Source organism: Microcoleus sp. POL10_C6 (genome assembly GCF_036701585.1).
Taxonomy (GTDB): Bacteria; Cyanobacteriota; Cyanobacteriia; order Cyanobacteriales; family Microcoleaceae; genus Microcoleus.
Genome location: NZ_JAUBRB010000005.1, coordinates 113,252 through 134,726 on the forward strand (window position 1 = coordinate 113,252; position 21,475 = coordinate 134,726).

At 44.7% G+C, this 21,475-nt stretch carries 19 protein-coding genes; 9 read left to right on the forward strand and 10 right to left on the reverse strand.

What is annotated here, in order from left to right; translation table 11 throughout:
* Positions 1–83: 83 nt before the first annotated feature.
* Complete coding sequence (gene rimI, locus QUA34_RS04635) at positions 84–731, reverse strand: ribosomal protein S18-alanine N-acetyltransferase (protein WP_333384375.1); 648 nt, start codon at positions 729–731, stop codon at positions 84–86.
* A gap of 125 nt (positions 732–856) precedes the next feature.
* Between rimI and lysA the strand changes: the two genes are divergently transcribed.
* The 3 genes from lysA (at position 857) to QUA34_RS04650 (ending at position 4,166) form a co-directional block, all read left to right on the forward strand.
* Entirely contained in the window at positions 857–2,275 is a 1,419-nt protein-coding gene (lysA, locus tag QUA34_RS04640; protein WP_333384378.1) for a diaminopimelate decarboxylase, read from the forward strand.
* Positions 2,276–2,505: 230 nt separating this feature from the next.
* A complete protein-coding gene (cdaA, locus tag QUA34_RS04645) occupies positions 2,506–3,399 on the forward strand; it encodes a diadenylate cyclase CdaA (RefSeq protein WP_333084990.1) in 894 nt (297 codons plus the stop codon).
* A gap of 20 nt (positions 3,400–3,419) precedes the next feature.
* Positions 3,420–4,166: an isoprenyl transferase gene (locus QUA34_RS04650; protein ID WP_333216554.1), complete on the forward strand. Its 747-nt coding sequence runs from the start codon at positions 3,420–3,422 to the stop codon at positions 4,164–4,166.
* Positions 4,167–4,489: 323 nt separating this feature from the next.
* Here QUA34_RS04650 and QUA34_RS04655 read toward each other — a convergent pair whose 3' ends face one another.
* From QUA34_RS04655 to QUA34_RS04675, 5 genes are all read right to left on the reverse strand, one after another.
* Positions 4,490–4,762: a DUF3143 domain-containing protein gene (locus tag QUA34_RS04655; RefSeq protein WP_333039717.1), complete on the reverse strand. Its 273-nt coding sequence runs from the start codon at positions 4,760–4,762 to the stop codon at positions 4,490–4,492.
* An 83-nt stretch (positions 4,763–4,845) separates the two neighbouring features.
* On the reverse strand, positions 4,846–5,325 hold the full coding sequence (locus tag QUA34_RS04660) for a J domain-containing protein (protein WP_333084991.1): 480 nt from the start codon (positions 5,323–5,325) through the stop codon (positions 4,846–4,848).
* Positions 5,326–5,456: 131 nt separating this feature from the next.
* Positions 5,457–6,332: an Rpn family recombination-promoting nuclease/putative transposase gene (locus QUA34_RS04665; protein ID WP_333326501.1), complete on the reverse strand. Its 876-nt coding sequence runs from the start codon at positions 6,330–6,332 to the stop codon at positions 5,457–5,459.
* Positions 6,333–6,394: 62 nt separating this feature from the next.
* Entirely contained in the window at positions 6,395–7,978 is a 1,584-nt protein-coding gene (locus QUA34_RS04670; protein ID WP_333384381.1) for a chloride channel protein, read from the reverse strand.
* Positions 7,979–8,375: 397 nt separating this feature from the next.
* Positions 8,376–9,809: a hypothetical protein gene (locus QUA34_RS04675; RefSeq protein WP_333384384.1), complete on the reverse strand. Its 1,434-nt coding sequence runs from the start codon at positions 9,807–9,809 to the stop codon at positions 8,376–8,378.
* A 74-nt stretch (positions 9,810–9,883) separates the two neighbouring features.
* On the opposite strand from QUA34_RS04675, the gene QUA34_RS04680 reads away from it, so the two are divergent.
* Positions 9,884–10,498 (forward strand): pentapeptide repeat-containing protein, encoded by a 615-nt coding sequence (locus QUA34_RS04680; RefSeq protein WP_333384386.1) that lies wholly within the window; start codon positions 9,884–9,886, stop codon positions 10,496–10,498.
* A gap of 274 nt (positions 10,499–10,772) precedes the next feature.
* Here the strand turns inward: QUA34_RS04680 and QUA34_RS04685 are convergent, their stop codons facing one another.
* From QUA34_RS04685 to QUA34_RS04695, 3 genes are all read right to left on the reverse strand, one after another.
* Entirely contained in the window at positions 10,773–11,051 is a 279-nt protein-coding gene (locus tag QUA34_RS04685) for a hypothetical protein (protein WP_333384388.1), read from the reverse strand.
* Positions 11,052–11,139: 88 nt separating this feature from the next.
* Positions 11,140–12,018, reverse strand: a complete 879-nt coding sequence (locus QUA34_RS04690) for a peptidoglycan-binding protein (RefSeq protein ID WP_333326352.1) — start codon at positions 12,016–12,018, stop codon at positions 11,140–11,142.
* Between the two features lie 157 nt (positions 12,019–12,175).
* Positions 12,176–12,766, reverse strand: a complete 591-nt coding sequence (locus QUA34_RS04695) for a C39 family peptidase (protein WP_333326350.1) — start codon at positions 12,764–12,766, stop codon at positions 12,176–12,178.
* A gap of 225 nt (positions 12,767–12,991) precedes the next feature.
* Here QUA34_RS04695 and QUA34_RS04700 point away from each other — a divergent pair, with 225 nt between their 5' ends.
* The 5 genes from QUA34_RS04700 (at position 12,992) to QUA34_RS04720 (ending at position 20,901) form a co-directional block, all read left to right on the forward strand.
* On the forward strand, positions 12,992–14,605 hold the full coding sequence (locus tag QUA34_RS04700; protein WP_333326347.1) for an NB-ARC domain-containing protein: 1,614 nt from the start codon (positions 12,992–12,994) through the stop codon (positions 14,603–14,605).
* Positions 14,602–16,206: a protein kinase domain-containing protein gene (locus QUA34_RS04705; RefSeq protein WP_333384393.1), complete on the forward strand. Its 1,605-nt coding sequence runs from the start codon at positions 14,602–14,604 to the stop codon at positions 16,204–16,206. Before QUA34_RS04700 ends, QUA34_RS04705 begins: the two co-directional genes overlap by 4 nt.
* A gap of 348 nt (positions 16,207–16,554) precedes the next feature.
* A complete protein-coding gene (locus tag QUA34_RS04710) occupies positions 16,555–17,544 on the forward strand; it encodes a tetratricopeptide repeat protein (RefSeq protein ID WP_333384396.1) in 990 nt (329 codons plus the stop codon).
* A gap of 87 nt (positions 17,545–17,631) precedes the next feature.
* Positions 17,632–17,832: a hypothetical protein gene (locus QUA34_RS04715; protein WP_333326342.1), complete on the forward strand. Its 201-nt coding sequence runs from the start codon at positions 17,632–17,634 to the stop codon at positions 17,830–17,832.
* 168 nt (positions 17,833–18,000) lie between these two features.
* On the forward strand, positions 18,001–20,901 hold the full coding sequence (locus QUA34_RS04720; protein ID WP_333384400.1) for a tetratricopeptide repeat protein: 2,901 nt from the start codon (positions 18,001–18,003) through the stop codon (positions 20,899–20,901).
* A gap of 53 nt (positions 20,902–20,954) precedes the next feature.
* Here the strand turns inward: QUA34_RS04720 and QUA34_RS04725 are convergent, their stop codons facing one another.
* A complete protein-coding gene (locus QUA34_RS04725) occupies positions 20,955–21,470 on the reverse strand; it encodes an isoprenylcysteine carboxylmethyltransferase family protein (protein WP_333384402.1) in 516 nt (171 codons plus the stop codon).
* Positions 21,471–21,475: the final 5 nt, after the last annotated feature.

Here is a 21,475-nt window from a genome sequence, read left to right on the forward strand (position 1 = left end):
ATTGCCTATGAGGATTTTGAACTAAATTTATATGGAGTAACCCATTATTGGTCAATGCAAGTTAAAGACTCAATAAATTACATTTAAAACTCAAAACTATCGATCGCCCAATGCCAATTTTTCTGATGCAGCCGATCGTACATCTCCTGTTCCTCAACCGTCAAACATCGCTGAAACTCCGGTTTTTCCAAGCCACTGCGCCACATTACCAGAGCATCTTCTCCGGTGTCTTCGTAGTATCGCTTGCGCCGTCCAGCCTCTTTAAAACCAAACTTTTTGTACAGGTAAACTGCCGCTAAATTAGAATCCCGCACTTCTAAAGTTGCGCGCTCTAATTGTCTGTCACAAGCCGATTTTAGCAAAGCCAAAAGCAGAGCTTGTCCCAAACCATGACGTTGAAACTGAGGATGAATTGCCAGCATTATAATGTGAGCTTCTTCTAAAATCGCCCACAAACAACCGATACCAATGAGAGTTGGCGGAATCTGTAGGGGCGGTGCCCCCGTGCCCGCCGGAATCTGTAGGGGCGGTGTCCCCGTGCCCGCCCGGTTTGGATCTGATTCACAGTCCTCAGTTTCCCACGTCCACAAACCTAATAAATCGCTGTTAGGACTCTCTAACTCGCGCTTGTAGCCTTCTAAAGTCCACAGTCCCCCAAAACAAAGTCGATCGAGCTCTACCGCGCTAGGCAGGTGTTCTGGGGCGAGATGTTTAATTTCTATAAAACGCACAGGGGATTTTAGATTTTAGATTTTAGATTTTAAAATTACTCAAAAGCATCAATCTGGGCCCTTATGACCCAATTGCTTGCGGTCAATTGTACACTGAGAAAGACCGTAAGGATAGTTATTGCGAGATGGTATCAACTCAATCGATCGGGGTAGAATCGGGACTTAAGTATCTGTCTGAGTCTCAACAAGCCCTGCAAAATCGATCGCCCAATCAAGAACTTTTACCGCTGACAGCCAGTGTTAACAGTCGCGATCGGTTGGAAATCGGAGGCTGCGAGGTGACAGCTTTGGTGGAGCAATTTGGCTCGCCACTGTACATTTTAGATGAAGAAACGCTGCGGGCCACAAGCAGCCAGTACCGAGATGCTTTTAAACGGTACTATCCGGGCGAATCTCAAGTGCTATATGCTTCTAAAGCTTGGAGTTGTTTGGCAGTTTGCGCGATCGCCGCTTCGGAAGGTTTAGGGATAGATGTGGTATCTGCAGGAGAAATCCACACAGCACTACAAGCTGGTGTGAATCCCGACAAAATCTACTTTCACGGGAACAACAAATCCCGCGAGGAAATCCAGCTCGCTATCGAAAGCGGCTGCGTTACCGTAGCCGACAATTGGCTTGATTTGGAGACTCTAGCAGAGTTGGGAAAATTGGGTGTCAGCAGCAAGACAGGCGGGCCGACACGAGTTATGGTGCGGTTTACTCCTGGAATTGAGTGTCACACCCACGAGTACATTCAAACGGGTCAAATCGACAGTAAATTTGGCTTCGATCCCAATTCCCTCGATCGAGTTTTTGAATTCATCAGCCAACAATCGTCGTTATTTTGCGTGGGAGTACACGCTCACATCGGCTCTCAGATTTTTGAACTGCAACCCCATGACGATTTAGCTGAAGTCATAATTCAGGCCTTGACAAAAGCACAGAGTTATGGTTTACCAGCGACAGAAATTAATATTGGCGGCGGGTTGGGCATTCGCTATACTGAAGCGGACGATCCTCCCAGCATAGAAGATTGGGCTCGTACAATTTGCTCCGCAGTGGTAGCAGCTTGCGAGCGGCAGCAATTGCCATTACCAAAATTGCTTTGCGAACCGGGTCGATCGCTCGTCGGTACAGCCTGTGTCACTGCTTATACTGTTGGCTCTCAAAAAGTCATTCCGCAAATGCGGACGTATCTAGCTGTGGATGGAGGTATGTCGGACAATCCGCGTCCCATTACCTACCAATCAGTTTATCGAGTTCTCGCAGCCAACCAAATGTCTGCTCCCTTAACGGAAACAGTGACAGTTGCTGGCAAACACTGCGAATCAGGCGATATTCTGATTAAAGATGCTAAGTTGCCAGAGTGTAAGCCTGGAGATGTCCTCGTGGTGACGGCTACGGGAGCATACAATTACAGCATGGCTTCTAACTATAACCGAGTACCCAGACCGGCAGCGGTTTTAGTGAGAAATGGGGAAGTTAACACGATTATACAGCGGGAAACTTACCAGGATTTGCTAAGGCTTGACCGCCTTCCTGAACGACTCGGAGCTCAAAAGTAAAAACTTAGAAGTTAAAAGTTAAAAGTTAAAAGAAAGATAATCCATGTTTACTTAGTGATGATTGCCTTTTCACTTTTAACTTTTGCCTTGTTCAGTCACACGATTGGATTGACACTCCCCGGTCTAAAAACACGGGGATTTTCAGCGTATTCCTTATAACAACTGTTCATGGTTCACGGGTTCGAGTGCATCACGGTTCGCGGTTCACAGGCGGTAGCGTTCGATGAACCATGAACAATCAACAATTTGGCTTTGACTTGGCCCTGGTTCAGTCCTTATTGATTCAAGGGATCGATATTGGACTGGTTTTTGCCCTTGCGTATTTGGTGCTCGTCATTGTTGGCGAGCGCAGAACGCTGTGGATGGTACGGGGATTTATTATTTTGATGCTGGCGGCGGCGGTGAGCAACTGGGCTGGATTGAGGCTGTTGCACGTTGCCCTCAACAGCTTGGTGACGGGTTCTGCTGTGGCAATGGCGGTAATATTGCAGTCGGAGTTTCGCCGATTTCTGGAACAATTGGGTCGGGGGGAATTTCGGCAACTGTTTGGACGCGATCGCCGACCCAATCCCGAACCGGACAGCGTAATAGATGAAATTGTGGACGCAGTAAAAGAACTTTCGCAAAACCGCACGGGCGCTTTACTAATTATAGAAACAGATTCTCCGATCGACGATCGAGATTTTTCTGTGCCGGGATTAAAGCTAAATGCTGAAGTTTCTAAAGAATTGTTGCAGACTATCTTTCAGCCGCAAACTTTGCTGCATGACGGAGCTGTTTTGATTCGAGGTTCGCGGATCGTGTCGGCGGGGGTAATTTTGCCTTTGTCCGATCGCACTGCGTCGCGGCAGTTGGGAACCCGCCACCGGGCGGCAATGGGGATTACGGAACGGGTGCAAGCTTGCCTGTGCGTGGTGGTGTCCGAGGAAACGGGTTCTATTTCTTTAGCCCAGATGGGACTTTTAAATCGACCTTTGACTAGCAACAAACTTAAGGAATTGCTGGAAGCAAAGCTGTTTCCGTCCGAGGGAGAAAGAGCTGTGGCTCCAATTCCGATCGGCAATCTCGGACGCCAGATAGGATTGAAGGGAGTGACGCTATTAAAACGGATACTGCGCCGTTAGTCGGGTAATCGGGAGAAACCATGAGTCAAGGAATTTGCTTGGAAAAGTTGCCGGAGGATCTGCAACAGGAACTACTGCCTAAGCACATAGCAGTGATTATGGACGGGAACGGGCGCTGGGCTCAGAAGAAGGGGTTGCCGCGGATTGCGGGGCACCGCCGAGGAGCTAGCACTCTGAAGGAACTGCTGCGCTGCTGCAAAGATTGGGGGATTCCAGCTTTAACGGCCTATGCTTTTTCGACGGAGAATTGGGGGCGGCCGGCCGGGGAAGTGGATTTTTTAATGAGTTTGTTTGAGGGTAAGCTGCGGCAAGAATTGCGGGAGATGGTGGACGAGGACGTGCAAATTCAATTTATGGGGAATTTGCAGGCTTTGCCGAAGTCTTTGCAGGCGCAAATCGAGCGTTCTGTGACGGCAACTCAGCACAATCAGGGGATTTTGTTTACTGTGGCGACGAATTACGGGGGGCGTCAGGAGATTGTACAAGCTTGTCGGGCGATCGCCACTCAGGTGCAAGAGGGCAAGTTGCAGCCGGAGGAGATTGATGAGGTTTTATTTAAACGCTATTTGTATACTGCTGATGTTTGTGACCCGGATTTACTAATCCGGACGAGTGGGGAAATGCGGTTGAGCAACTTTTTACTATGGCAAATGGCTTATTCGGAAATTTACATTACTGAGACGCTGTGGCCGGATTTTGATCGATCGGAGTTTCACCGCGCTTTGTCTGATTATCAGAAGCGCAGCCGCCGATTTGGCAAAGTGTAACGATTTTGGATTTTGGATTTTAGATTTTAGATTTTTTGGTTGATTTTTCAGTTTCCAAGTAGGTGTGGATTCTGAGGGAGCATCTCCATAAAAGTAAAAAACGTTTTTACGCCACCTGCGAGCGTCCTGCACAGCACAATAGAGCGACCGGGACGATCGCAATCCCATGTAAATGCTTGCACGGTTGATGCTTTTTACCTGGATTCCCCATCTAAAATCTCATACCAATTTCACTCATCTCCTGCTCCACATAACGATTTTAGATGTGAGATTGGAGGACAAATCTAAAATCTCAAATCTAAAATCTAAAATCTAAAATCAAATTAGGGGCCGGAGAAAACGGCCGCTTCAATGTCCTGACGTGAGAGCGAGTATTTGAATGCTCGCTGAATATCTTGGCCGTCGGCTCCAGCATCGATGTAGCGGACGGTGAGTTGGTCGATATCGAGGGAGAGTTCTGCTTTCCATGTAAGTTGCTCGATCTGCCAGCAGTGGAGTTCTCGCCGATCTTGCTGGCAGCCACGGCTTTTTAGCCACTGCTCGATTTCCGGGAGTGGATGGTTGTACAAAGGAGTGTCAGCGGAAGGAAGAGTCATGGGATTTTAGATTTGAGATTTTAGATTGGGGATTTCGGATTGAGGATTTCCGATTTGAGATTAGAGATTTGGGATTTGAGGCTTTAATTGCCACGAATTAAGCCGATCGCGATCGCCAGTACCAAACATCCGATTAAGCTAGCTCCCATGATAAACAGAGCGAACATTTCTCCGGGGGAAAGGGGTCGATCCGTGGGATCTAGGTAAGCGGAGTTGGAAGTTTTTTTGCCCGATCCCGAAACCGGAGTATTGAAGCCTGGGGGCGACTGAATCACGTTCAGACGAGAATAGCCTATTTTGAGGTCGTAGGCGAGGCGACGTTCTGGGTTGCTGAGGGTGGCGTAGGCGTTATTTAGCTGCTGAAATTTGGCTGTGGCGACGGAGGGCGGCAGCTCGGTGGTATCGGGATGGTAGAGTTTGCTCAGTTCCCGGTACGATCGCCGAATTTCGATCGGCGATGCGGAAGGATGCAGCCCTAACAAGCTGTAGTAACTAGAACCCAAGGGGGTTTTGCCGGGTATTTTCTGACTTTTGCTGTTTGCCGTTCCCTCGTTAGGAGTCACCTCAGCGCCTCTGGGCTTGTTGTTTATAATTTTTGATTATTTTAGAGCAGATTTGAGGGTAGCGCCACTGTCTGCGATGTCGAGGGGTTGAGGTTGGGCGATCGGCTCAAGGTACGATCGCCGACTTTAAACTATGAATTGGTCGAGCGCAAATTCTGCACATCCTCAACGCTAAGCCCCGTAACTTGACCGATCGTGGCATTATCTAGCTGTGAGAGTAATTGTCGGGCGATCGCCAGCTTTTCTTCTCGCTTTCTTTCCTCTCTTGCTTCCTGTATTCCTGCCTGTCTTGCTTCTTCAAAAGCTTTAATAATTGCCCCCTGTTGGTCGTGAATAAACTGTTCCCTGCGTTCCAAAACTTCTACTTCTTCCCGACTTAACCGGGCTTGATTGGCAAGATCGAATGCTTTGTGGATTTCCGGTACGCTATCGATTGTTTCGGGAACTTCTGAGAGAATTCTGGCATATTTCATGAAATATATCCATTTATCTGTCAAAGTTTCTAGTTGACTTGCTTCTTTATGGAATTTAGGTAATTCTATAAACACTAAATTCATGGCATCTTCGGGATAGTTTAAATTGCTTTTAACTTCTTTATACACAAATCTCGAAATTAAGTTAGGGCTGTTGCGAAACATTTCAAAATCTGTAATGGTTAAAGCTATTAATGGCTTGAGCATTCGATAGCCTTCTCCTCTTTGCAATTGAAATGCGTAGGTTGTGGCTGCATTGTACAACACCCGATTGCCAGAATATTGAACGTTGAGAACTAGAATTTCAATAATGACTAAGGTGCCATCGTCTAGTTTGGCTGTGACATCGAGGTAAGTATCTTTTAAACTTTCAAGTTGCCTCGGCAGATTCTGGTTGATAATTTCTAAGTCTTGGATGGTGGGATTGCCTTCATAAATTAGAGCGTTGAGAAAGCTAATTAGAATATCTTTGCTTTCTGAGGAACCGAAGATTTTTTTAAAGGCGTAATCGGTTTTCGGGTTGATAAATATCATGGTTGTCAGATTTAGCTTTAAGGCGATCGGTTTGCTGGCGAAACAACGGGATTTGAGAGCAGTCAAACTGCTGATTTTGTTTCAGGTAATGGTTTGACATTTTCCGGCAAATGTGCATTGGCGATCGCCAGCACAGGCTCATCGTCCCTGTGTTCGCCCTCGGTGGGGAGTTGGCAAGAAATCAGTTCTGTGACGATGCGATCGCCCAGAACATCTTCCCAATCTTGCAACTGTTCTCTAGCTTTGATCGGTGTATTGAGAGCCACGTCTACGCCCATTTGCTGAAGGTTGAGGCTGTGGGCTGTCGATCGGCGGTTTACCCACTCCACCAGCCAAACGCTCAATCCGACTGCTGCCATCAAAGGCAAGACAATCCGATAATCGCGGGTTAATTCAAACATCAATAGGATGGCTGTCAGCGGTGCTCTGGCGCTGCCGGCGAGGACGGCGGCCATTCCCACCATTGCGTAGGCGGCAGGGCCTGCGACTCGATCGCTCATTGCCGGCAGCATTTCCAAAAAGAGGCCGTAAGCCGAACCCAGGGAAGCTCCCAAAAACATCGCCGGAGCGAAGATTCCGCCCACTAAACCGCTGCCGAGGCTGATTGCGGTCATCGCCAGTTTGACAAACAGCAGCAGCAGCAGCAAAGGCAAGGAAAATTTAACATCTTGGAGCATTGCTTGGACTGTTTCGTAGCCGACACCCAAAATTTGAGGCAATTGTAGGGCGACTAAGCCGACACAGGCCCCGCCGATGATCGGGTGAAGCGGCCGGGGCAGTCGTCCGAGCCAAGCAAATCCTCGGACTTTTCCTTGAAAACAGCCCTCGGCTAATTGAATTGCTTCTGTGTAGGCTAGAGACACTCCGCTCGCCAAAAGTCCCAATCCCATGTACAGAGGCAGTTCTAGGGGGCTGCGGACATCGTAGACTGGCAAAGAAAAGGCTGGCTGAGAGCCCAAGCAGATTTGAGCGATGAGCGCGGAAACTACGGCGGAGAGCAAGACAACGCTGACTGACGAAGTAGCGAAGGTGCTGCCGAGCACGACTTCTAAGGCAAAGAAGACTCCGGCGATGGGAGAGTTAAACCCGGCGGATAAACCTGCAGCAGCTCCGGCGCCCAGGAGCAAGCGCTGCCGTTCTGGGGAGAGCTGTAAGACTTGAGCCAGCAGCATTCCAAAGTTGGCGCCGATTTCGACGCTGGGGGCTTCCGGGCCGAGGGAGGCGCCGGTGCCGAGGGAAACTGAGGCTGCCACCATTTTGGTGATGGGTTTGAGAGGGGAGAGTTCTTGCAGGCCGCGGGTGGCTGCAATTAAGGAAGACATATTCGGGCCAAAGTCCCGAAACCGCCACCGCATCAGCCCGATGATGACTCCGCCGAGGGTGGGAATGCAGGCTAGCGTCCAAGAGCCTTTCGACGCGATCGCCCCCATGAAGTCTTCCAGCATCAGGCTGTGGATGAAGTGGATGAGGTAGTGAAATGTGACGACGCCTGCGCCCGTAACTCCCCCGATGACTAGGGAGAGGATGAGCAGGAGGGTTTCTGGGCTGGGGTGCAGGCGGTTGAATAGCGGGCTTAGTCGGGAGGCTTGGGGAGTTGCTGCGGTTGGCCCGGGTGGCGGCAGATCCACAGGAGGGATGGCTCTCATTTAGCGGTTAATTCTTCGGTGAGAAGTTATATAATATTACAATTTATTTCTTATTTTCATTTTGAGTGATTTTAGGGGAATTGACAACTTATATTAAGGCGTATTTTAGGGTAAATTTTTTGGGCTGGCCGCTGGGGTGGAATGACTGATTCTGAGAGTCAGCAGATTTTAGGTCATTGTATACTCAGTTACAGTCAAACTTAGATACACTCTGGCGATAATGCTAATTAACTATATTTACCCTGTGGGTGGTTAGGCCGATCGCATCAGTGAACGGGTAATATCATATAACTCAGTAAAAAACAACTTTCAAATTAAAGAATTGGCGATTTGAGATTTTATCTTAAAACCACCAATCTCAAAGCTCCAATTTTAAATCCCTCCATCGCGGATAATATCACATCGGTTGTTGAGTGGGCGGGATTCTTGGTCTGGGTTTGGCGATCGACATTAGCGGATCGCCGATGGTGGCGACTTTCCAGGGTGGGGATTCTAGCTGGCGTGCTGCGATTAAAAAGGGTGCTCCTCGCTTTAGGCGATCGACCATTAATTTAGGTGGAATAAAGGCAGATAAAAAAGGTTCGTTGACGCTGCCGACATAGGCGTAAGCACCATTTTCTAGCCACATTCCGGCAACGGTGTTTGTGTCATCTGGGGCGGCTGCTGACCAACTGTGGATCATGTGGATTGCTGCGGGAAATTGGAGTTTTGGTATGTCTTTAACTGATGCGTCGCCGTTGCCGACTTGGAATGATTTTGGATAGCCCTTGGAATTCATTAATATTAAGTCAAATGTCCACGGTTTTGAGGCTAAACTCCGCCACTTTTCCAGGCTAGATTCTGGTTTCTGCACTACTTCGACATTTAAACCTATGGTTTTTAGTCCGCTAGCTGCTTCCTCCATTTCATATTTGGCCCAATTTCCTTCCTTGGGGTAACTGTCATAAAGCATGGCTGTTTCGGTATCGAGAAATATGGCACACATGGCTTGATAGATCGATCGCACTTCCGAGCCGTAAATCCAGCCGACAGCCGCCCAGCGTTCGCCGTTGGGGTGTCTTCCCAAACCGTCGGTAACAGCTAGTTGTTCGTCGGGTTTTTCAGGAGATTGATATTTGACTGCTAGTTGGCGTACAATGGTTATTGTGTCGATCGGGTCTGCGAGTTGAGAATAAAAATATCCGGTTGATTCGACGGCTTTTGTAACTGCTAGTTGCAGAGTTTTCCACTGTGTGTTATTGAGGGTATCGTTGGGTTTTCCCAAGTTGCCTTCTAGAAATACTAAAGGTTGACCGTGAGCGGCTGCTAAGGCAACTGCTGCTGAGCGTGCGGGGTCGTTTTCTGATGTGATTACTACTCCTGGGGGTTCCCAGCCGAGTTGCTTCCATTTTGCTTTTAAGGTTTGAGTATCGGTGGCATTCCAAGCTGCTGCTGCGCTGTTGAGCATTAATTGTTGGAGTTTTTGATTTTGTGGCAGTTGCTGTTTGATGCTTGGCAAACGGACTATTTCTTCGGGTTGAAAGCGCTGCAAAAACATGGGCGCATATTTTTTGTCTTCGATGAGAATAGGCCAGTTTCCTTTGAGGTTCCATTTTTGGATTGCTGCTAAGAAGGTGGCTTCGTCTGGTACTAAAACTACGCGGTTGACTGTTGGTATGTTGTCGCGGACGATGGCTGTTCGGAGGCCTGTTTGAATGGGCCAGGGTTCTTGTTTGGCTGAGGCGGGAAGTTGAAAGGGTTTTTTGAAAAGGCGATCGCATCCGACACCGATTATTGCTAAGCTTACAATAAGTGCGATCGTCAGGAATTTAAATTTTAACTTTTTTTTCATAAGGGGAAGGGGAAGGAAGGAACTAGGTTATAAATACGAACAATTATCGAAAAATTTTTAGGGGCTGCAAGCGGATGTTTCGAGGCGCGGGACAAAGGAAGATTGTAAGTGCGATCGGGCTGGCAACTTTTAGTATTATTGCCTTAGCAACTACAGGTTTAATAATTTTCGCAGCGAACCGTTCGTCAGTCAAGCATCAAGTCGGGCAATTGCTGACAGCGAGGGAATGTCAAGGTTGCAATCTTTCCGGGGCGAATTTGAGCGAAGTTTTTCTAGAAGGCGTCAATTTAGAAAAAGCCAACCTGAAAGATGCCAATTTGTGGAGCGCACATTTGGTAAACGCTAACTTGAAACAGGCAAATTTGGCTGGGGTTTACCTGATAAGCAGCAATTTGGTAGGGGCGAATTTGGAAGCAAGCAATTTAGAAAATGCGTTTTTAGAGGATGCTTATTTGGGAGGGAGTAATTTAAAAAAGGCTAACTTAAAAGGTGCTTTTATGAAAGGTAGTTTTCTGGTAAATGCTGACTTGGAGGGGGCTAATTTGGAGGGTGCTAATCTGTGGATGGCTAATCTGGAAAGTGCTAATTTGAAGGGTACTAATCTGAGAAATGCTTGGCTGTTGGATAGTAATTTAGAAGGGGCGGATTTAAAGGGTGCGGTGATGCCTGATGGTACGCGGCATGAATGAAAGTCAGTTGATAGTTGTCAGTTGATAGTTGTCAGTTGTCATTAATCAGAGCAGAGGGCGATCGCACCTGCAACCTTCATTTCTGGTTATTTGGTGAGGAGATGAAGGGGTGAGGTGCGATCGCTACTCTAATAGCGAGTGGCTATCGGGCTGATGGAGCAAATAAGGTCGTTGAGAGAGATGAGAGGTTAAAAATACAGAGTTTCGAGCATTAGCAACAACAAATTTTACCATCACGTCGGCTGCTTTCATCATCCATCTAACTCAACTTGATTTACATACGTTCTGCAAATCTTTGAACAGCTTTTGGCGCGAAAGCAGCAACTAAAAAAGCAGTTGTAATGTATTTGCCCTCAGAATCATTGCTAGTTATTGTTATTGCACCAAACACAATCGCTGCAATCAGCGCAATAAAACTCATGGCTCGCATTGTCGAGTATTTTCCATTATCCTCTTGCAAAACTTGTGCAAAATCTTTTCCGCGATCGGCATCGTTTGCTTGAGTCTCAACCATAGAAGAATTTGTCATTTGATTAACCTCATAAATATACATAGAAATGGTAAGTAACCATCGGGCAGGCAGAATGCCTACTTGTTGAATTTTTAGGTGGAAGTTCCCCCACGGAGGGGGCAACTTCTGTTTAGGCTATGGCGTTGAAATAAGACTGGGCGAACTCCGCGATGAGGTCGGCTTTGTCCAGTCGATTCACTATTTTTCGGGCGTTATAGAAATCGCGATCGGCGCCAACAATAAAATTACTCAAACCTACACCCGTAAAGCTACCATCGCGCATTCCCCGAACTATAATCATCGCAGCAATTTCAGGAAGAGCCGCTTTTTCAGGATTATCTACCAAATTAATTCCCAGTTTTTCACTCCAGCTTTCATAGTTGCGACGACCTGTAATTTGGACAAAACCTCTGCCTTTAAAGCGAGGGCCATCACCGGGTTCAGTATTTCCTAAATCTTCGCGACCTTCATAATCCGACCCATCAGCTAATTCCATCATGAACCGTCCCAAAAGGGATTCATGTTGGGCCGTTGCAAAAACATAGGCAATTTGCCCTAGATCGACAACTCCATCGTTGAGACATCGATCGAGAATAAGAGGCAAATTTTTCTTAGCAAAGGGACGAATTTCCGACGGGGATTGAGCGATATCTAAAATACGATCGACGCCAGGAAAGCCACCGGGCATATCCCACATCTTAGCTGTGCGACTAACTATTGCGATTTCTTCTGGCTTCACCTTCAGCAACTCGGCCCAGGTATTGCGATCGACTTTTCCAGTAACTTGTAGTCCGCCGGGGACAAATTGGCTTTTATTAGCAGGGCGCATCCGTTGAAATTGTTCGACTGCTGCTTTTGTGACAGACCCAAAAAGTCCGTCAATTTTGGCATCTTTGGGTAATAATCCCCAATCTTTCAAGCGCCTTTGCAGGATTTCTACCTCGTCAATCAGGTGAGGGCTATCAATAATCCCGTCATTGATTTGTAACTCGACTTTTTTAATGGTCATATTCAGTTCTCCAAGTAGTAATGATGTTTGTAGTAAGCACTTCAGTCTTTTGTTGCAGGTTTGGGAAAAACGCGGACTAAAGTCCTCACTACAAACTTTTTTTATTCAGGGGCTTTACCGGACGCAATTTTAATTGCAAACGCAGTAAGTTTTTCGGCTATTTAGAAATTCGATGCAGCCACATTGTTGCAGTAGATTCGATCGTGCTACTGTCCCAATTGTCATAAAAAGATAAAGCTTCACGCAAACTAGAGGCATTGCCCGCGGAGGATATCAATTTACCGCTGTATAACTTGTTTTCGCCCTTGTTATCTGGTGAAAATCGGGAATTTTTCCGATAGCCTGAGTGGAACCATTCTCCTGCTGGGTCATTCACAAAAAAGTCACCACTGGCGTTATAACCGCGAATAACTAGAATGTGACCTGAATTCGTCCAAAAACCGTGCAATATACAGATCTCGCCAGAATCGAGAGAGCGAGTGATGTCTGAAAGACTTCCCTTTAATGTCAACTTATCTCTCAACCCTAAACCCTCTAACAATCTTTTGATGCCATCGGGAGAACCGTGATCTATTCCCAGCCGATCGAAACGTTTTTTAACATCATCCTCGTACTGTGCAAAGGGGCCTAAATCTGCAGCTTGAAAGTATTTCAGACACATTGCCGAACTTGTAGCACCGCAAGTGCGCCAGGGTTCAATCTCGTTATCTTCTTGACTGAAATACGGAACGTTATGATTAATAGACATAATTTAACTCAAGGTAAGTGTTGTAAATGATTGATTTGGCTTCAGCTCGTTTGTTTTAGCTGATATTTATACAGTAGCGAGTTGTTATTGTACGGTCTATATAGATAACCTAAGTTGTTAAAGTTCAATACAAAAATAAAAATAATGAGGCAAGCTGAGTTTAAATAAGTAAACCTCAGTAAACTTCAGGTTATACTCAAGATCCAATTAAAATTTTTTAACCTTATGAATTTTGAAGAAGCGCTGAAACTCGCAGATACAGCCGTATTTACCAAAACAAACAGACACTTAAAAGATATAGAAGTAATAATTCTGACAGGATCTTGGAACGGTCATGAGTATCATAAGATTGCAGAGACTTACGGATATGCTGCCGAATACCTGATGCAAGATGTGGGCCCCAAGTTATGGAAGCTGCTTTCTGAAGCTTTGGGGGAAAGGGTCAGTAAAAAAAACTTTCAAGCGGCATTGGAAAGGCGATCGCTCTTGCAGTCAGAGACAGTCGCACAGCCAATTGCAGTTACAAGCACTCCTTTATGCCAAGATTGGGGTGAAGCGCCGGATGCCTCATTTTTTTTCGGTCGCAGTCTAGAACTAAACACTCTCAGTCAATGGATACTCCACGATCGCTGTCGCTTGGTGGCGCTGTTGGGTATGGGAGGTATTGGTAAAACGGCTCTGACTGCTAAACTGGGAGAACAAATTCAGGGTGGTTTTGAATACCTAATTTGGCGCAGTCTCCGCCATGCACCTCCCTTACTCACAATCTTGACTGAGTTGAATTCATTTGCAAGCAGTTCCCAAGACACGCAACTTCCAACCACTGTAGACGAGCAAATTTCTTCCCTGCTCAAGAGTTTGCGCGATCGCCGTTGTTTGCTAATCCTAGATGATTGGGAAATGATTTTGCGAAGTGGAGACATTGCTGGGTACTACCGAGACGGTTATCAAGGGTACGGTCAACTACTGCGGCGAATCGGAGAAGAGCGGCATCAAAGCTGCTTGTTACTCCTATCGCGAGAAAAACCTGTAGAGATATCCTCTTTAGCAGGCGAAACCTTACCTGTGCGTACATTACAAGTTAAAGGCTTAAAACAAACAGAGGCAAAAATGCTTTTGGCGGCCATTGGGTTTTCTGCCTCAGAAAACGGCTTAGATGAACTGATACAAATATACCGAGGTCATCCTGCTGCACTGAAATTTACTGGTACCACAATTCAAGAGTTGTTTAATGGCAATATTAGTCAATTTATCGCTCAAAGCTCCTTAGTTATTGGCGATATTTTTGGCAATCTACTTAACGAACATTTTCAGCGGTTATCAGATGTAGGAAAAGCTGTGATGTACTGGCTGGTAATTGAACAGCAGCCGATTTCCTTGAACCAATTGAAAGCAAAATTATCAGCCGACGTTTCTAGTTCAGAATTACTAACAGTATTAGAATCCTTGGTAAGACGTTCCTTAATCGAAAAAGAGCTTTCCCCTTCGAGTGCTGAATCCAAATTCACTCTCGAACCTGTGATGATGAAATATGTTACTCATAAACTTGCTGAACAAATATGTCAAAATCTTCGAGAAGCAATGCAAGCGGAATCTCTCGAACACCTAGGTTTAATCGGAAGTCATGGTTTAGATGAAAACCCGGAAATAGACGGTGCTAAAACTACTCAGCAAAACCCGATGTTCAATATAATTAGAGAGCGTTTGAACTTGACACTGGGGAGTCCTTTTCAAAAGCCGCTAGAAGAACTTTTATTAAAATTGCGTAAATCTCCTTCTCAAGCTGGTAACTACGCTGAAAAAAATATTTTAAAACTGCTGGGAGAAACAGAAAGATGACTTCAAGTAGCTTAATTTATCCAGGGTTTTTACTTCAAGGTCGCTATCAAGTGATCGATCGCATTGGCGGCGGTGGCTTTGGCGATATTTTTGAAGTAGATGATGGTGGTATTATCAAAGTATTAAAAGTTTTGAATTTGGATAACTTTAATAACCCAGATATTAAGCAAAAAGCCACCATTTTATTTCAGCGAGAAGCAGAGTTCTTAATGAGCCAAAGGCATCCTGGCATTCCTCGTGTAGAAACAGACGGCTCTTTTACTTGGCCTGAAGGTAGTAGCAAACCGTTACCATGTCTGGTAATGGAGAAAATACCAGGCCAAAATTTACAAGAGTGGATGTTAGCAAGAGCTAATCAACCAATAACTACAGAAACAGCCATTGAGTGGTTAACTCAACTAACACAAATTCTCAATTTACTGCACGACCAGCAGTATTTTCACCGAGATATTAAACCGTCCAATATCATGTTAAAACCCGATGGAGACTTGGTATTAGTAGATTTTGGTGCGGTGCGAGAAGTAACAGAAACTTACCTGCGACAGCAAAAAGAAAATTATACTGGAACTGCGATTATTTCCGCTGGTTATACGCCCAGCGAACAAGCAGAGGGTCATGCAGTACCGCAATCTGATTTCTTTGCTCTAGGACGTACTTTTGTTTATTTACTGACAGGAAAAGTGCCCATCGATTTACCTAAAAATCCTGACAATGGTGAATTGATATGGCGAGATAAAGCAACGCAAGTTTCACCGCATCTGGCAGATTCGCTCGACCGAATGATGGCGATTTTTCCCGGAAAGCGACCGCAAACTTGCCAGGAAATATTGCAAATTTTGGCAGGGGTAAACTCGCGATCGCACTTGGAAAGCTTGGCGCAACCAGTGCCAGAAATTAATTATTCGATAGAACCCAGTAAAACGCATCCTATCAAGGAGCGGCTAAATTTTAACTGGGTAAGTAAACTAGCTCTAGGTAGCTTATTTTTCCTAGGCGGTTTGTGGACGCTATCACCCCAAATAGTATTTTATTTTAACAAACAAGGTTTTTTAACTTACAAAGACAAACGTTTAAATACTGCGGAATTATATTATAAAACCGCTCTCTTATTTCAACCTAATTACGGCAAGACTAACTATAATTTAGGCGTGCTTTATGAAGACAAACACGAGTATGGAAAGGCTCGCGCTGCCTATCAAATTGCGGTAAATGCTGGATTTAATCAAGCTTTGAATAATTTGGCACGGTTAGAAATTTTAGACAAACAATATGCAAAAGCTCTACCGCTGTTAGAAAAAGCTTTGCCACTTGCTAAAGATGACAAAATTAAGTATGCCGTCTACAAAAATTTAGGTTGGGCGCAGTTGGAGTTAGGGCGATATGAAGAGGCTAACAATAATCTGAAGAAAGCGATTAATATTTCTAGCGATCGCTCTGTTGCTTACTGTCTGGAAGCTGTTCTTTTAGAACGTCAAGGAAATCAACAAAAATCTCGATTTAATTGGAAAAAATGCTATAATAATTTGTCCTCTGAATTTCCTGAAGAACAGAGATGGGTGCTGCAAGAATTTAGCAAAAATTTTGAAAATTTACAGTTATAGCGTATCCCCGATAGTCCGGCAGGGGTTTAAACCCCTGCCTCAAAGCACAAGTCCTCTAAAAGAGGACTAATAGACACTTTCACAGTCTATTCGATTGTGAAGCGGGCGCGAAAAATGACAAATAAAGGAAATATCAAACCCGGATTTTATACCAGTCCTCTTTTAGAGGACTTTGGCTAAAAGCCCCGTGGGTTTAAACCCCAGGCCGTATTTGAGGCCCGATCGATATTCCCGCTCGAGTTAACACGACGAAAGGCACTGCCTAAGTCCCTATAGGGATATATCGCTCCGGGATGTACTTGATAAATGTGGAATGTGCTGTAACTCCTGTTATAGATAATTTAGGTAATGAAAAATAATCCTCCATCCAAGTTGACACTAATCAGTCTCAAAAGCAAAACATTTACTTACTTTGTTATTTTTGGGCTAACACCTTTAATTTCGATCGCAACAGCCTCAAAGGTTTATCCTGTAATTAATAGATTGACTCCCCAAGTTTCCGATCTCTCTCAACAAGAAATGCTAGCGATCGACTGTGACGATTATACTGCCGATCCTCGCGGGCCTCTGGATGTCTTAATTCCTTATATTATCAGTCCTCGGCGCACTTTATTGCTGAACGATCGACCGAAATTGCGTTGGAATAAAGTTCCCGGTGTTAATAATTATACTGTTAGTTTAGTGAAGGGCGATCGGGCAATTTGGGAAACAAAAGTTAATGGAAATGAAGTAGTGTATCCGGGAACACCACAACTGGAACCGGGATTTGTGTATTTACTGGTGGTAAAAGCTGAGAACGGCAGGACATCGGACGAGGAAAAACTGCCCGATCGCAGCTTCCGAATGCTACCAACGACCCAAAAGCAACTGGTGAAAGGGGCGATCGAGCAAATTAACAGTCAAAAAATTGCCGAGAAAACCAAAGCTTTGCAACGTGCTTATTTTTACATCGGTTCCGATTTGAAATCTGAGGCGATCGAGACATTGGAAGCATTGGTAGCAACGGGTTTTCAAGAAGCTATTGCCTATCGCAAGCTCGGCGATTTATTCTGGGAAGAAGGGGTGACATTGCTGGCAGAGAGCAATTATCTAAAAGCACAGGAATTAGCTAGTGCAGCCAAAGACATCGGGGAGCAAGCGCAGTTAGAGGAGGCTTTGGGGGAGTTGTACGGGGCGATCGGCGAAAAGCAAGAAGCACTTCGCTGGTTGACGCAAGCCATAAACAGTCACAAAGCTTTAGGAAATACGCCAAGAGTCAAGGAAATTGAAACGCAGATTGCCAAACTCAAGGCAAGTTTGGCAAAACCGCAACGCTTTGCCGGAGGATTGGGGAGTTAATTTAGAGAAAATTTTGATTTTTTCCGGAGAACAGTTTTTAGAGTGAGTATGAAATTGGAAATCATGAGGTGAGAGGCAAGAACGAAAATGAGTAATGAAAAATCTGCGAGTCAGGTAGCTGAGGAATTAGTTTCTGTACCAAACGGGTTGAGGCCTGGTGCTGGAGAAACTATTTTAATTTCTGGTGTAGCAGCTAGCACTCCGGACACACCACCAATGAAAGATCCTCCTAGTGTCAGACCAGACCACCCAGGTAATATAGCCGCTCGTAAGCTGTTACGCATTTAAATTGGAAAATCGGGACAGGCTAGAAGCCCGTTCCACAAGAGTTTTATTGATTTTTGACACACAGTTTAAATATAGAACAGCTTACAGGTTAGGAATTTCTTGTTCTTAAGGCAAATGACCTATTGAGGTAAACTTGTTTGGGGTTAGCTAAAAGTGAGGGAATTATCTTTGATATCAACTTTTATTTTTTGCTACCTGCTTTTGCTCGGCTCCCCCCTGTTACAAAGATCGAATGCTTTAGCGCTGGAAGTGCCAGAACAAGCACAAAATGCCCAAAATACTAAAACTGAAGCAGATAGACTGTTTCAACAGGGGAACGAGCAATTAAATAGCGGCGAGCTACAAAAATCACTGGAAACCTACCAACAAGTTTTGGAGATTAGGAGAAAAATCGGCGATCGCCCAGGTGAGGGGGAAGTTCTTCACAAAATAGGCGTTGTTTACCACTATCTCAATCAATATCATCAAGCAGTAGAGTTTTATCAAAAAGCATTAGAAGTGCGTCGAAATTTAGGCGATCGTACTGGGGAAGCAGCTACTCTCCACAATCTTGGAGACGTATATGGATTATTAGGCGAATACCAAGCAGCGTTAGAAGTATTGCAGCAAGCTCTCGTTATTCGTCAAGAGTTTAACGATCGAGCAGGAGTTCGTAACACTCTCAATCATCTTGGTGCTGTTTATCAAGAAATGGGGGATTATTATCGTGCTTTAGAGTTCTATCAAAAAGCTCTTACTATTAGTAGAGAAGAGAGAGATCGAGCTGGTGAAGGACGTGCCTTAGCCAATCTTGGAATAATTTACGGAAATTTGGGAGAGTATGTTCGTGCTTTAGAGTTTTATCAGCAAGCGTTAGCGATATTTGAAATTTTAAATAATCCTACTTATAAAGCTGATATTCTCGATCGAACTGGTTCAACCTATAGCGAACTGGGTCAATACTCGGAAGCACTAAACTTATATCAACAAGCTTTAGCTACTTATCAAGCAACAAATAATAAACGAGGCATGGGAACAACTCTTCATAACATTGGTTTGGTTTATGTTAAAATGAGTCAGTATGCCCAAGCATTAAACTCCTATCAGCAAGCTTTAATTATTAGGAAAGAGATTGGCGATATTACAGGATTTGGAAAGACCCTTAACAATTTAGGCGTAGTTTACCAGCAGTTAGGTCAGTATTCTCAAGCCATAGATGTCCTCAAACAAGCATTGTCAATTTTCCAAAAGCTTGGCAATCGTAAGGATGTAGGTGATACCCTGGACAGTTTAGGTACAGTTCATCAAATAATTAGTCAATATTCCCAGGCTTTGCAATTATATCAGGAATCTTTAGCAATCCGTAAAGAAGTAGGCGATCGCCCTGGAGAAAGAATTACTCTCAGTAACATTGCTGACGTAATCTCCAAACAAAATCAACCAGAATTAGCCATAATTTTCTATAAAGAATCTGTCAACATTACCGAATCAATTCGCACCCAATTACGCTCTCTCCCCGCCGAACAACAGCGCTCTTATACAACAACTGTCGCCGATACCTACCGCCGTCTCGCCGATTTATTACTGCAACAAGACCGAGTTTTAGAAGCACAACAAGTCCTCGATTTACTCAAAATTCAAGAAATAGAAGATTATCTCCGTTCCGTTCGGGGAAACGAACAAACGGCACAAGGCATTCCCTTAACTCCTCAAGAACAGCAAATTCGCAACAGGCACAAGGAAATTTTAAATAGAGAAATTCAACTAGGCAGAAAGCTTGCTGAATTAGAAAAAATTCCCGTAGCTAACCGCACCTCCCAACAGCAACAAGAAATCGCCAATCTCAGGCAAATGCAGCAGGAAATGCGCGGCACATTCAATGAATTTATTAACTCCGCTGAAATTGTTGCTATTGTCCGACTACTCAGCCCTAATGCTAGAGTACAAACTGTGAATCTAGCTCAACTCAATACCATACGGGGAGACCTATTGCAGCGGTTAGAAAAAAAAGCCGTATTGATTCAGCCTTTAATTTTAGAAGACCGTTTAGAATTGGTAATAACAACTGCTGACTCTCCCCCATTCCGACGTACTGTAGCAGTTAAAAAACAAGAACTCAATCAAGCAATTGTGGAATTTCGCATGGCTTTGGAAGATCCCACATCCGATGCCACAATCCCAGCTAAGAAACTTTATAATTGGTTAATCAAACCCCTAGAAGACGATCTGACTGAAGCACAAGCTAAAAGCATTATTTATGCTCCTGACGGACAGTTGCGCTACATTCCTCTAGCAGCTTTATATGATGGTAAACAATGGTTGGGGCAGCGGTTTGCCATTAATAATATTACTGCTACGAGCCTCACAAAATTCAATGTAGAAACGGCTTCTCAACCTCGCATTTTAGCTGGTGCTTTTGCTGCGGGTCGTTATAATATTGAACGGGGGTCTACTCGATTTGGTTTGTCTGGTTTGCCATTTGCGGGGCTGGAAGTAGAAAATTTAGCTGCGATGATGCCAGGAACTACAAAATTAATAGATCGGGAATTCAATCGTGCCACAATGATTCCCCGCTTGCCAGATTATAACATTATTCATTTGGCAACTCATGCTATGTTTGTTACCGGACAACCAGAAGATTCGTTTATTTTGCTAGGTGATGGGGCTGTAATTACCCTGCCCGATATTCAAACTTTAAACCTACTAAATGTAGACTTGGTAGTATTGAGTGCTTGCGAGACGGGGATAGGTGGTAAACTAGGTAATGGAGAAGAAATTTTAGGTTTTGGCTACCAGATACAGGAAACAGGAGCAAAAGCTGCGATCGCTTCTTTATGGAAAGTACATGATGGCGGTACTCAAGCATTGATGATTGCTTTTTATACGGCGTTGCTGTCAGGAAATAAGAAGGCAGAAGCTTTGCAAAAAGCGCAAATTGCCTTAATTACAGGTGATGATTCGGTGTTCGGTCGATCGGCCAATTTATCAATTTTAGCTCAAACTCGCAGCGGTTTGAAACCGTCAGTGGCCAGTCGTTTGCATCATCCATACTACTGGGCACCGTTTATTCTAATTGGTAATGGTCTTTAAACAGTTGACTGTTGACTGTTGACTGTTGACAGCGAGGTTTTTAGATCGAACTTTTAATAAATGCCCGGAATTAGTTTTTTTACTCGCTGTTGGTAATCTGAATACTCTGGATATTTTTGGGTTAACCAGGTTTCTTCTCGGTTGGCTTTGATCTCGAAAAGTATTATTAATAGTGCGCTGGCTATTAAGTGGGATATGCTCATTTGAAAAAGTGTCCAGCCGAGGGCTGCTAAAATTAAGCCGCTGTATAATGGATGCCGCACTATTTCGTAAATGCCTGTTTGGACTAATTCTCCATCTTCTCTGGGATATGGTAAAGGTGTGAGGTTTTTTCCTAAGTCTATCAATCCTTTGATGATGAAAATTAATCCGGTTAAGCCGAGAATACTGGCCATAAACCAGATAATATAAAGTAAGTGGGTTGATTGAATTTTTAATCCTGGCAGTTGATAAACTGGTAAGATTACAAATCCTGTGAGCAATCCTCCTTGAAGCAAAACTAAATATTCGCCGCGGCTGTTATTGCGCCAGCCTTCGCGTGTGAAGCCCCAGTCAGTTAAGATTTTCATAGTAA